The organism is Aquihabitans sp. McL0605, from assembly GCF_049993875.1.
Taxonomy (GTDB): Bacteria; Actinomycetota; Acidimicrobiia; order Acidimicrobiales; family Iamiaceae; genus Aquihabitans.
In genome coordinates, this window is record NZ_CP188252.1 from 3,410,095 (window position 1) to 3,421,922 (window position 11,828).

Here is an 11,828-nt window from a genome sequence, read left to right on the forward strand (position 1 = left end):
TCACGGGCTGGTGGCGGGCCCGGTCCGACCTCAGGTGACCGATCTCGTGAGCCTCCTCCCGCACCGTCCGCCGTTCCTGCTGATCGACCGCGTCGACGCGTGCGAGCCCGGCCAGTCGGCCACGGCGCGCTGGAAGATCACGGGCGACGAGCCGTGGCTGGCGGGCCACTTCCCCGGTCGCCCGGTGGTGCCGGGCGTGCTCCAGCTGGAGTCGCTGGCCCAGACCGGCGCGGTGGGGATCCTGGCGGACGAGCGCTACGCAGGGCGCCTCCCGCTGTTCGGCGGGGTGGAGGAGGTGCGGTTCCGCCGTCAGGTCGAGCCCGGCGACGAGCTCCTCCTGGAGGTGGAGATCGAGCGGCTCGGCCGGCGGGGCGGCTGGGGCCGGGGGCGGGCCTCGGTGGAGGGCGAGACCACCTGCGAGGGCCGCCTCCTGTTCATGCTCGTCGATCCCTGAGGAGGGTGGCGGCGACGACGCCGTCGCCCAGGATCCAGAGGCGGTCGCCGGTGGTCTCCACCGACACCTCCTGGCCCTGCACCAGGCCGTCGCGGTGCTCGATCTCCGCGCACCACGGCAGCTCGGCCCGGTCGAGCGCCCACGCCTCTTCCGCCACGGCCCAGTACTGGGCGTTGTTGACGTGGTCGAACAGATCGAGGTCGGTGCGGCGGACCGTCCAGTGCGGCCCGGCCTCGATGGCCTCGTCGGGGGGCGGGTCGCGGTGCACGAGCCGGGCCCCGACCGAGCGGCCGCCGGCGGCCTCGCCGTAGGTGGCGAGGAAGTGGTCGTCGAGCCGCTTGGGGCGGCCGGTGCCCACGTCGACGTAGATCCACAGCGACGCCGCCTCGACGTGCCCGCCGTCGGCGCCGGTGATCGACGTGCGCCGCTCGGCCCACCGGCTGCCGATGCCCGAGCCCCACGTGGTGAGCTCCAGCGCCTCGTTGAAGCGGGGGAAGCAGCGGACCGAGATGGTCGTCCGGCGCACCACCCACCCGAGCGCGTCGGCGCCCAGCACCGGCGTGGCGTCGTCGTTGGCGACGTCCTGCAGGTAGCGGGCGGTGGCATCGAGGCGGAGCCGGCCCGTGGGGGACACGTCGCCCAACCGGACCCGGCGGGTGGCGGTGAAGGTGCGCCCACTGGTGGGCCGATCGACCAACGGCGACAGCCCGCCGGGGACCTCGTCGGTGCTCAAGCGCCCGTCGGCCCGTCGACCATCACGGCTTCCTCGGTGATGAAGAAGGGGGAGTTGGGCAGGTCGACGAAGGTGCGCTCGTCGGCCAGGAGGGCCGCACCGGCCGCTCGCCCCTCCTCGGTGGCCGCGGTGGCGGCGAGCGCATCGAGGTCGTCGAACCACAGCTCGGCGACGCCGTCGAACGGTGCCGGCGGGTTCCGCTCCCCCGCGACCAGGAGGCTGATCGAGTCGTCGATCGAGTGCTCCTGGACGTAGCGGCGGATGCCCAGCGCCTCGGCGTGGGCCTGGACCAGGGGAGCGTGGTGCTCGCGCCAGTACCGCTGGAACTCCTCCCGAGACAGGTCCGGGCTCCTCCGCAGGCAGAAGATGACCTTGAGCACCTCCGCAGCGTAGGCGGGCGGGTCAGCCCACGGCGTGGCGTCGGGCGTCGGGGCCGGGCTCGGCGGCCAGCGCCAGCGCCAGGTGGTCGGCCAGGACCAGCGCGGTCCGGCGGCGGTCGCGGGAGATGCCGACGGTGCCGGGGGCGGGCCGGCACACCAGCCAGCCGCGCTGGACGCCGCCGTGGCGCAGGGCGATGACCACCCCCTGGGCGGGGAGGACGAAGCCGTCGCCCATGTGCACGTACGGGGCGTCGACGCGGCCGTCGGGGTCGAGCTCGGGGAGCGGCTCGAGCGGCGGGAGCGCCTCGAAGCGGCACTCGTCGAGGCGCAGGACCTGCGCCACCTCGCGCTCGACGGCGGCGATCACGGTGGTGATGTCGGCGCCGTCGGCGCTGATGCCGGCCACGCGGTAGACGCCGGCCACCTCGTCGGTGCCGGCCTGGCTGGCGGCGCGGGCCTCGTGGCCCCTCGATGCGATCTGGCCCACGGCCAAGCCCACCACGAGCATCAGGCCGGTGGCGATGACGTCGTCTCGGTTCTTGATGGCCAGCGAGCCGTAGGGCCGGACCAGGAAGAAGTCGAAGGATGCGGCGGCGAGCAGCCCGGTGGCCACGCCCGCGCGCCGGCCACCCGAGTACCCGGCGGCGATGATCACCAGCACCAGCAGGAGGGCGCAGTTGGCCTGGCTGATCTGGGTGCGCACGGCGCCCAGCAGCCCGGCGACCACCATGGCCGCCATGGCGCCGAGCGCGGCGCTCACCACCTCGGTGTCGTTCCACGTTCTCTTCATGGAACCGTTGTACGACGGAACCTCCGCCCGTGGTGTGAAGGCCGCGACAGGATCCGGGCGCCCCGCGTCAGGAACGCGTCAAGGCCGTATCCAGCGCCTGGTGCCCGGCGTAGACCGCCGTCCATGAGCGACTTGATCTACCTCGCGCTGGTGGTTGCCTTCTTCGCAACCTGCGCCGGCTTCGTCCGGGCCTGCGAACGCATCATCGGACCCGACGACGAGTCCCGGCCGTGACCGCGGACAACGTCATCGGCCTGGTGCTGGCGGTGGCCATCATCGGCTACCTCGTGGTGGCCCTGATCTTCCCGGAGCGGTTCTGATGAGCGGCCAGGCGTGGCTCCAGCTCCTCGCGCTCGTCGCCGCCGTCGCGGTGGGCACGCGGCTCCTAGGCCCGTACCTCGCCGCCGTGTTCGGTGACGAGGAGCAGGCGCCCGGCGACCGGTTCTTCGGTCCCATGGAGCGCTTCGTCTACCGCCTGTGCGGGATCGATCCCGACCAGGAGCAGCGCTGGACGGGCTACGCCGGCTCGCTGCTGGCGTTCAGCATGCTGTCGGTGCTCGGGCTCTACGCCCTGCTGCGCCTCCAGCACGTGCTGCCGTTCAACCCGACCTCGGCGCCGAGCATGCCGAGCCCGCTGGCGTTCAACACGGCGGTCAGCTTCGTCACCAACACCAACTGGCAGAACTACGGCGGGGAGCTGGCCATGAGCCACCTCACCCAGATGATCGGCCTGGCGGTGCAGAACTTCCTCTCGCCGATGGTCGGCCTCTGCGTGGCGATGGTGCTGGTGCGCAGCCTCGCCCGCCGCCGCATCGCGCTGGTCGGCAACTTCTGGGTCGACCTGGTCCGAGGGACCGTGCGCATCTTCCTCCCGCTGGCGCTCCTGGTGGCGATGGTCCTGGTCAGCCAGGGCGTCATCCAGAACCTGCACGGCTTCCACCAGGTGGCCACGGTCAGCGGCGGCACCCAGTCGATCCCCGGCGGCCCCGTCGCCAGCCAGGAGGCCATCAAGGAGCTGGGCCAGAACGGCGGCGGCTTCTTCAACGCCAACTCGATGCACCCGTTCGAGAACCCGAACGGCTTCACCGACTTCCTGCAGATCTTCACCATCCTGCTGATCCCGTTCGCCCTCACCTACGCCTACGGGCGCATGGTCCGCGACCAGAAGCAGGGGTGGGTGGTGTTCGGCGCCATGTTCCTGCTGTGGGCGGCGAGCGTCGCCCTCATCACGGGCATGGAGGTGAACGGGAGCCCGCAGCTGACCGCCCGGGGCGCGGATCAGGTGAGCAGCTCGGTCCAGTCGGGCGGGAACCTGGAGGGGAAGGAGACGAGGTTCGGCGCGGCCGGCTGCGGGCTGTACGCCGCCACCACCACCGGCACCTCGACCGGTGCGGTGAACTGCGCCCACGACTCGTTGACCCCGATGGGCGGCGGCGGCGCCCTCATCAACATGATGCTGGGGGAGGTGAGCCCCGGAGGCTCGGGCTCGGGCCTGTACGGCATGTTGATCTTCGCCCTGCTCTCGGTGTTCATCGCCGGGTTGATGGTCGGGCGCACCCCGGAGTACCTCGGCAAGAAGATCCAGGCCGCCGAGATGAAGCTGGTGGTGATCTACATCGTCGTGGTGCCGCTCGCGGTGCTCGGCTTCGCGGCGGTGTCGGTCCTGATGGCCACCTCGAAGGCGTCGATCCTCAACGCCGGCCCCCACGGCCTGACGGAGGTGACCTACGCCTTCACGTCGGCCGCCAACAACAACGGGTCGGCCTTCGCCGGGCTCACCGGCAACACCGACTGGTACAACTCCACGCTCGGCCTGGCGATGCTGGTCGGCCGCTTCTTCCTGATGATCCCGGTGCTGGCCATCGCCGGCTCGCTGGTCCGCAAGCAGCGGGTGCCGGCCACCTCGGGCACGTTCCCCACCGGCACCGGGCTGTTCGCCGTGCTCCTCACCGGCGTGGTCGTGATCGTCGTCGGGCTGACCTACTTCCCCCTCCTCTCCCTCGGCCCCATCGTCGAGCACCTCGGCCTGTGAAGGACCCCATGGATACCGCGACCCGACCCCAGATCACCGCCGACGAGGCCGAGGTCGACCTGATCGACGAGGCCCCCGGCCGCGCCGCCCTGTTCGAGCCCGCGATCGTCCGGCGGGCGATCGGCGATGCCGTGCGCAAGCTGGACCCGCGCCAGATGGCGAAGAACCCCGTGATGTTCATCGTCGAGATCGGCAGCCTCCTCACCACGCTGCTGTTCCTGCGAGACCTCCCGAAGGCCGGCCAGCCCCACCTGTTCACCGGCCTGGTGAGCGCGTGGCTCTGGTTCACCGTCCTGTTCGCCAACTTCGCCGAGGCGGTGGCCGAAGGGCGGGGCAAGGCCCAGGCCGACACCCTGCGCAAGACCCGTTCGGAGACGCTGGCGCGGGTGCGCCTCCCCGACGGCTCGCTCGAGGAGCGGCCGTCACCGGAGCTGCGGCCCGGCGACCTGTGCGTGGTGCGGCCCGGCGAGACCATCCCCGGCGACGGCGAGATCGTCGAGGGCATCGCGAGCGTCGACGAGTCGGCCATCACCGGCGAGTCAGCCCCGGTCATCCGCGAGTCGGGTGGCGACCGCAGCGCCGTCACCGGCGGGACCCGGGTGCTGTCCGACGAGATCGTCGTGCGCATCACCCAGGAGCCCGGCGCCGGGTTCATCGACCGGATGATCGCCCTGGTGGAGGGGGCCGAGCGCCAGAAGACCCCCAACGAGATCGCCCTGAACATCCTCCTGTGCGGCCTGACCATCGTGTTCGTGCTGGCGGTGGTGACCCTGCAGCCGTTCGCCATCTACTCCGGCAACGAGCAGTCGATCGTCATCCTCGTGGCCCTGCTGGTGTGCCTGATCCCCACCACGATCGGCGGGCTGCTGAGCGCCATCGGCATCGCCGGGATGGACCGGCTGGTGCAGCGCAACGTGCTGGCCATGTCGGGCCGGGCCGTCGAGGCCGCCGGCGATGTGTCGACCCTGCTGCTCGACAAGACCGGCACCATCACCTACGGGAACCGGATGGCGGCCGAGTTCCTCCCGGTCGACGGCGTGGGCGAGGCCGAGCTGGCCGAGGCGGTGCTCCTGTCGAGCCTGGCCGACGAGACCCCAGAGGGCCGGTCGATCGTGACCCTGGCCGTGGAGGAGCACGGCCTGTCGGCCGACCGCGAGCTCGACGACGCCGAGCTGATCCCGTTCACGGCCCAGACCCGCATGTCGGGCGTCGACTTCACCGACCAGGGCCGGACCCGGCAGATCCGCAAGGGGGCCACCGACTCGCTCGTGCGCTGGGTGGCCGAGCAGGGCGGTGAGGTGCCCCCGAGCCTCCAGCCGATCGTCGAGAAGATCTCCACCACAGGCGGCACCCCGCTGGCGGTGGCCGACGGCACCCGGATCCTCGGGGTGATCCACCTCAAGGACACCGTCAAGGCCGGCATGGTCGAGCGCTTCGCTGAGCTGCGGGCGATGGGCATCCGCACCGTGATGATCACCGGTGACAACCCGTTGACCGCCAAGGCCATCGCCGCGGAGGCCGGGGTCGACGACTTCCTGGCCGAGGCCACGCCCGAGGACAAGATGGCCCGCATCCGCTCCGAGCAGGCCGGCGGGAACCTGGTGGCGATGACCGGTGACGGCACCAACGATGCCCCCGCCCTGGCCCTCGCCGACGTGGGCGTGGCCATGAACACCGGCACCCAGGCCGCCAAGGAGGCCGGGAACATGGTCGACCTCGACAGCGACCCCACCAAGCTCATCGAGGTCGTCGCCATCGGCAAGCAGCTCCTCATCACCCGGGGCGCCCTCACCACCTTCTCCATCGCCAACGACGTCGCCAAGTACTTCGCCATCATCCCGGCGATGTTCGTGGCCAAGCTCCCCGCGCTCGAGACGCTCAACGTCATGCGCCTGGGATCGGCGGACTCGGCGATCCTCTCGGCGGTCATCTTCAACGCCCTCGTCATCGTGGCCCTGATCCCGCTGGCCCTGAGGGGCGTGAAGTTCCGGGTGGGCGGCGCCGCCGAGATCCTGCGCCGCAACCTGCTCGTCTACGGGCTCGGCGGCCTGATCGCCCCCTTCGTGGGGATCAAGGCCATCGATCTCATCATCAACGCCCTCGGAGGCTTCTGACATGCGCCGCCAACTGCTCCCCGCCCTGCGGATCCTCCTGGTGCTGACCGTCCTGTGCGGGGTCGCCTACCCGCTGCTGGTCACCGGCTTCGCCCAGGTCGCGTTCGCCGACAAGGCCGACGGCAGCCTCGTCCACGACGCCGGGGGAACCGTCGTGGGCTCGTCGCTCATCGGCCAGGACTTCGAGGGCGACCAGTGGTTCCACGGCCGGCCGAGCTCGGCCGGCGCCGGCTACGACGCCACCGCCAGCTCGTCGAGCAACCTCGGCCCCACCAACCCCGAGCTGCTGAAGGCGGTGGCGGCGCGCGTCGTCGCCTACCGCCACGAGAACGGGCTGGCGACCGACGCCGAGGTGCCGGTCGACGCCGTCACCGGATCCGGCTCCGGCCTCGACCCGCAGATCTCCGTGGCCAACGCCCGGCTCCAGGCGCCGCGGGTGGCGAAGGCCCGGAACCTGCCGGTGGCCGAGGTGCTGGCGCTCATCGAGCGGCACACCGCCGGCCGCTCGCTCGGCTTCCTGGGCGAGCCCGGCGTCAACGTCGTCACGCTCGACCTCGCCCTCCCGGCCTGACCCGGATCTAGGTTCGCGAGATGGCTGCAGGCGCCCGGGGCCACCTCCGGATCTACCTGGGCGCGGCGCCCGGCGTGGGCAAGACCTACGCGATGCTCGGCGAGGGCCACCGGCGCGCCACCCGCGGCACCGATGTGGTGATCGCCTACGTCGAGAACCACGCCCGACCCAACACGCTGGCGATGACCGTGGGCCTGGAGACGGTGCCGCGGCGGATCCTCGTCCACCGCGAGCGGCCGTTCGAGGAGATGGACCTGGCCGCAGTGCTCGCCCGCCACCCCCAGGTGGCGCTGGTCGACGAGCTCGCCCACACCAACGTGCCCGGCGCCGGCAACGAGAAGCGGTGGCAGGACGTCGAGGCGCTCCTCGACGCAGGCATCGACGTGATCTCCACCGTCAACGTGCAGCACCTGGAGTCGCTCAACGACGTGGTGGAGCGCATCACCGGTGCCACCCAGCGCGAGACCGTCCCCGACCGGGTGGTGCGCGCCGCCGACCAGGTGGAGCTGGTCGACATGACCCCCGAGGCGCTCCGGCGCCGCATGGCCCACGGCAACATCTACGGCGCCGACAAGGTCGACGACGCCCTCACCAACTACTTCCGCGTCGGCAACCTCACCGCGCTGCGGGAGCTGGCCCTCACCTGGCTCGCCGACAAGGTCGACGATGCGCTCACCGACTACCAGGACGCCCACGGCATCGACCGCACCTGGGAGGCCCGCGAGCGGGTGGTGGTGGCCCTCACCGGAGCGCCGAGCGGCGAGCACCTGATCCGCCGGGCGGCCCGCGTGGCCGGCCGGGCGCGCGGCGAGCTCCTCGGCGTGCACATCCGCGCCAGCGACGGCCTGACGTCCACCTCGCCCGGCGGGCTCGACCGCCAGCGCACCCTCCTCGCCGATCTGGGCGGGGCGTACCACGAGGTGGTGGGCGACGAGGTGGCCGCGGCCCTGGTGCAGTTCGCCCGCGCCGAGCACGCCACCCAGATCGTGCTCGGCGCCACCCAGCGCACCCGGTGGGCCGAGCTGTGGCAGGGGTCGATCGTCACCCGGGTGGTCCGGGCCGCCGGCGACCTCGACGTCCACGTCATCTCGCGGCCCGCCGACGACGACGCCACCGAGCGCCGCCCCGGCCGCTGGCGGCCGCGGGTGATGCGCTCGCCGCTGTCGCGCCGGCGCCGCACGATGGGGTGGCTGCTCGGCGCCATCGGGCTCCCGCTGCTCACCGTGCTGCTGGTGGCCCTGCGCGACCAGTTCGGTCTCCCGGGCGACCTCATGGCGTACGTGCTGCTCATCGTGGCCGTGGCCGCCGTGGGCGGCGCCGGGCCCGGCATCACCACCGCGATCGTCGCCGGGTTCACCGTCAACTGGTTCCTCACCGAGCCGTACCAGACCCTCACCATCGCCGAGGCCGAGAACGGCGCCGCCCTGCTGGCGTTCGTGCTGGTCAGCGTGGTCGTCAGCCTCCTCGTGTCACGGGCCGAGCAGCGGGCGGCCGATGCCCGGCGGGCCGGGCGAGAGGCCGAGGCCCTGGCCCGGGTGGCGGCCGGGCTGGCGCTGAGCGACGACCCGGTCCCGTCGATGCTCGACCGCATCCGCAGCACGTTCCAGCTGGAGACGGCCGCGCTCCACACGTTCGACGGCACGGCGTGGCACCTCGAGCACGCGTCGGGGCTGCCGGTGGGCGACGATCCGTCGTCGGCCACCGTGCAGGTGCCGGCGGGGGAGCGCGCCGTGCTCGCCCTCACCGGTGACGTGCCCACCGCCGACGACCGGCTGGTGCTCAGCGCGTTCGCCGCCCAGATGGCCACCGCGCTGGAGCAGCGCCGCCTGCGCGCCGAGGCGGCCGAGGCCAGCGTGATCGCCGAGGGCGATGCCCTCCGCACCGCGCTGCTGCGGGCGGTGTCGCACGACCTGCGCACGCCGCTCGCCTCGATCAAGGCGTCGGTCTCGAGCCTCCTGCAGGACGACGTGACGTGGTCCGACGAGGACCGCCACGAGTTCAACCTCACGATCGACGAAGAGACCGATCGCCTCAACCGCCTGGTCGGCAACCTCCTCGACATGAGCCGCCTCCAGACCGGCGTGCTGCAGATGGTCACCCGCCCGATCGGCTGGGAGGAGGTGGTCGCGGCCGCAGCCGCGAGCATCACGGTGGACGAGGGGCAGCTCCGCATCGACATCGACGAGACGCTCCCGCCCATCACCGCCGATGCCGCGCTGCTCGAGCGCTCGGTCGCCAACGTGGTGGCCAACGCCCTGCGCTACGGCGCCGGTGCCCCCGTCGAGGTGCACGCCCGGCAGGTGGACGACGGCGTGGAGCTGAGTGTGGCCGACCACGGGCCCGGCGTCCCCGAAGCCCAGCGCCACCGCCTGTTCGAGCCGTTCCAGCGCCTCGGTGACACCGGCGGATCGGGCGTCGGCCTCGGCCTGGCCGTCGCGCATGGTTTCATCTCCGCCATGGACGGGACCATCGCGGCCGACGACACGCCGGGCGGCGGCCTCACCGTCCGCATCGTCCTGCCCGCGTCGCACGCGGTCGTGGTGCCGGAGCCGGAGCCCGAGGAGGAGCCGTGACCCGGATCCTGGTGGTCGACGACGAGCCGCAGATCCGGCGGGCCCTGCGCACCAACCTGGCCGCTCGCGGGTACGACGTCGACCAGGCCGCCACGGGCGAGGAGGCGCTGGTGCAGGCGGCCGCCCACCTGCCCGATGTCGTCATCTTGGACCTCGGGCTGCCCGGGATCGATGGGATCGCGGTGGTCGAGGGCCTGCGCGGGTGGACCAGCGTCCCGATCATCGTCCTGTCGGTGCGCGACGCCGAGGCCGACAAGATCGCCGCGCTCGACGCCGGTGCCGACGACTACGTGACCAAGCCGTTCTCCATGGGCGAGCTGCTCGCCCGCCTGCGGGCCGCCTCGCGCCGGGGCGCTCCCGGACCAGAAGACGAGCCGGTGGTCGCCACCACCGCGTTCGCCGTCGACCTCGCGGCCAAGCGCGTGCACCGTGACGGCGAGGAGGTGCACCTCACGCCGACCGAGTGGCAGCTGCTCGAAGCGCTGCTTCGCCACCCGGGCCGGCTGGTCAGCCAGCGCCAGCTGCTGCACACGGTGTGGGGGCCGCAGTACGAGCGCGAGACCAACTACCTGCGCGTGTACATGGCCCAGCTCCGCCGCAAGCTCGAGCCCGATCCGAGCCGGCCCCGCTACCTGATCACCGAGCCCGGGATGGGCTACCGCTTCGAGCCCGACCCGCAGACGTGAGCGAGGCCGCCGACGCGCTCCGGACCGTCGCGCCGGCGCTCGCCTTCCTGCTGGTGGGGGTGCCCCTGGCCGCGCTGCTCGACGAGCTCGGCTTCTTCGATGCGGCGGCGGTGCTGGTCCAGCGCCGCTGGCCCGATGTGCCGGTGCTGGCGCTGTGGGCGCTGGCCGCGGCCACCACGATCGTGCTCAACCTCGACACCACGGTGGTGCTGCTGACCCCGCTCTACGTGCGCCTCGCCCGCCGGGCCGGCGCCGACCCGCTGCCGCTGGCGCTCGTGCCACTGCTGCTCGCCGCGTTCGCGTCGTCGGTCCTGCCGATCTCGAACCTCACCACCCTCATCGCCACCGAGCAGCTCGACCTGTCGGTGGGCGACGTCGTCCGCCACCTCGCGCTGCCCAGCGCCGCCGCCGTGGTGGTCGGGTGGGCGTGCTACCGCCGCCGGCATCCGACCCACCTGCGCGGGAGCGGGCCCGTGGCGGCGGTCGACCTCCGGCCAGTGGCCATCGGCGCGCCCATCGTGGTGGCGGTGCTCGTCGGCGTGACCCTCGGGCCGTCCTTCGGGGTGCCGCCCTGGGTGGTGGTGCTGGTGGTCGACGCCGTGCTCGTGGGGATCACCCGCCTGCTGCCGTGGCGGACCGTCCCGGTGGGCACCGCGGCCGCGGTCGGTGCGGTGGCCGCGCTGGTCGGCTGGGCGGTCAGCCCCTCGCTCATGGACCCGATCCGCCGCCTGACCGGCCCGCTCGCCGTCGCCGGCGTGGCGCTGCTCGGCACCGCCACGGCCAACGTCGTGAACAACATCCCGGCGACGCTGCTGATGGTCGAGGGCTCCTCGCACGCCTCGCCGGCCACGTGGGGGTGGCTGCTCGGGGTCAACGTGGGGGCGGCGATCGTGCCGATCGGGGCGCTGGCGAACCTGCTGTGGCTGCGGATCCTGCGGGCGGAGGGCATCGACCTCGACCTCCGCGGCTACCTGCGCCTGGTGGTCGGCATCGCCGTGCCCGCGCTCGTGGCGGCCATCGCGGTGCAGGCGCTCCAATCGGTGGTCATCGGCCACGGCTGACAGAACCCGTAAAGATCCGCGGGGTTCCGGCCGACAGGGAGGCCATGCGTCCCGCCGGGAAACAACGCCTCGCCCAACGGCACGAGGTGGTCACGACCCCGATCACGTGGAAGGTGCGCAAGCGCGGCCGTACCCGGCTGAGCGTGGCCGAGGCCGCGGTGGTGCAGCTCTCGGTGGTCGGCGCCGCGATCGTGGCCCCCGATCGGTGGGAGGCCCCGGTGGGCACCCGCGTGGAGGTGTTCTGGGAGGGTTACGCCGCGTGGGTGGTCGTGCGCCGCGAGGCGCCCTACCAGGACACGGAGAACTTCAGGATCTACGGGGTGGAATACTGCGACGCCCGTTCGGAGCTGGGCCCGGCGATCTACGACCGGCTGGTGGTCGAGGCCCAGGCCGCGCCGATCGGCCCGGCCCTGTGGTTGCCCCCGGAGTGAACC

Annotated in this window: 12 protein-coding genes; 9 read left to right on the forward strand and 3 right to left on the reverse strand. The window is 72.6% G+C overall.

Annotation, left to right across the window (positions count from 1 at the left end):
* The first annotated feature begins 46 nt into the window (after positions 1-46).
* Positions 47-454: a 3-hydroxyacyl-ACP dehydratase FabZ gene (gene fabZ / locus ACPPVX_RS15725; protein ID WP_426571515.1), complete on the forward strand. Its 408-nt coding sequence runs from the start codon at positions 47-49 to the stop codon at positions 452-454.
* On the opposite strand, the gene ACPPVX_RS15730 is transcribed toward fabZ, so the two are convergent.
* From ACPPVX_RS15730 to ACPPVX_RS15740, 3 genes are read right to left on the reverse strand one after another with little or no spacing between them, the layout of a single operon-like run.
* Positions 435-1,187 (reverse strand): acyl-[acyl-carrier-protein] thioesterase, encoded by a 753-nt coding sequence (locus tag ACPPVX_RS15730; protein WP_426571516.1) that lies wholly within the window; start codon positions 1,185-1,187, stop codon positions 435-437. The genes fabZ and ACPPVX_RS15730 overlap by 20 nt on opposite strands.
* On the reverse strand, positions 1,184-1,567 hold the full coding sequence (locus tag ACPPVX_RS15735) for an EthD domain-containing protein (RefSeq protein ID WP_426571517.1): 384 nt from the start codon (positions 1,565-1,567) through the stop codon (positions 1,184-1,186). Before ACPPVX_RS15735 ends, ACPPVX_RS15730 begins: the two co-directional genes overlap by 4 nt.
* 22 nt (positions 1,568-1,589) lie before the next feature.
* Entirely contained in the window at positions 1,590-2,357 is a 768-nt protein-coding gene (locus ACPPVX_RS15740; RefSeq protein ID WP_426571518.1) for a DUF4118 domain-containing protein, read from the reverse strand.
* A 230-nt stretch (positions 2,358-2,587) separates the two neighbouring features.
* Between ACPPVX_RS15740 and kdpF the strand changes: the two genes are divergently transcribed.
* From kdpF to ACPPVX_RS15780, 8 genes are all read left to right on the forward strand, one after another.
* A complete protein-coding gene (gene kdpF / locus ACPPVX_RS15745; RefSeq protein ID WP_426571519.1) occupies positions 2,588-2,677 on the forward strand; it encodes a K(+)-transporting ATPase subunit F in 90 nt (29 codons plus the stop codon).
* Complete coding sequence (gene kdpA / locus ACPPVX_RS15750) at positions 2,677-4,389, forward strand: potassium-transporting ATPase subunit KdpA (RefSeq protein WP_426571520.1); 1,713 nt, start codon at positions 2,677-2,679, stop codon at positions 4,387-4,389. The genes kdpF and kdpA overlap by 1 nt, the downstream gene beginning before the upstream one ends.
* An 8-nt stretch (positions 4,390-4,397) precedes the next feature.
* Positions 4,398-6,503: a potassium-transporting ATPase subunit KdpB gene (gene kdpB / locus ACPPVX_RS15755; protein ID WP_426571521.1), complete on the forward strand. Its 2,106-nt coding sequence runs from the start codon at positions 4,398-4,400 to the stop codon at positions 6,501-6,503.
* A 1-nt stretch (position 6,504) separates the two neighbouring features.
* Positions 6,505-7,074 (forward strand): K(+)-transporting ATPase subunit C, encoded by a 570-nt coding sequence (gene kdpC, locus ACPPVX_RS15760; RefSeq protein ID WP_426571522.1) that lies wholly within the window; start codon positions 6,505-6,507, stop codon positions 7,072-7,074.
* 20 nt (positions 7,075-7,094) lie between these two features.
* The gene (locus tag ACPPVX_RS15765) at positions 7,095-9,647 is read left to right on the forward strand and encodes a DUF4118 domain-containing protein (protein ID WP_426571523.1); all 2,553 of its coding nucleotides are present in this window, start codon (positions 7,095-7,097) and stop codon (positions 9,645-9,647) included.
* A complete protein-coding gene (locus ACPPVX_RS15770) occupies positions 9,644-10,333 on the forward strand; it encodes a response regulator (RefSeq protein WP_426571524.1) in 690 nt (229 codons plus the stop codon). Before ACPPVX_RS15765 ends, ACPPVX_RS15770 begins: the two co-directional genes overlap by 4 nt.
* Positions 10,330-11,394: an SLC13 family permease gene (locus ACPPVX_RS15775; RefSeq protein WP_426571525.1), complete on the forward strand. Its 1,065-nt coding sequence runs from the start codon at positions 10,330-10,332 to the stop codon at positions 11,392-11,394. The genes ACPPVX_RS15770 and ACPPVX_RS15775 overlap by 4 nt, the downstream gene beginning before the upstream one ends.
* A gap of 86 nt (positions 11,395-11,480) precedes the next feature.
* The gene (locus ACPPVX_RS15780; RefSeq protein WP_426571526.1) at positions 11,481-11,825 is read left to right on the forward strand and encodes a hypothetical protein; all 345 of its coding nucleotides are present in this window, start codon (positions 11,481-11,483) and stop codon (positions 11,823-11,825) included.
* Positions 11,826-11,828: the final 3 nt, after the last annotated feature.

Coding starts and splice junctions, on each gene's coding strand:
- ACPPVX_RS15740 (WP_426571518.1), bottom strand. CDS start 2,357: ATGAAGAGAACGTGGAACGACACCGAGGTGGTGAGCGCCGCGCTCGGC.
- kdpA (WP_426571520.1), top strand. CDS start 2,677: ATGAGCGGCCAGGCGTGGCTCCAGCTCCTCGCGCTCGTCGCCGCCGTC.
- kdpB (WP_426571521.1), top strand. CDS start 4,398: ATGGATACCGCGACCCGACCCCAGATCACCGCCGACGAGGCCGAGGTC.
- kdpC (WP_426571522.1), top strand. CDS start 6,505: ATGCGCCGCCAACTGCTCCCCGCCCTGCGGATCCTCCTGGTGCTGACC.
- ACPPVX_RS15765 (WP_426571523.1), top strand. CDS start 7,095: ATGGCTGCAGGCGCCCGGGGCCACCTCCGGATCTACCTGGGCGCGGCG.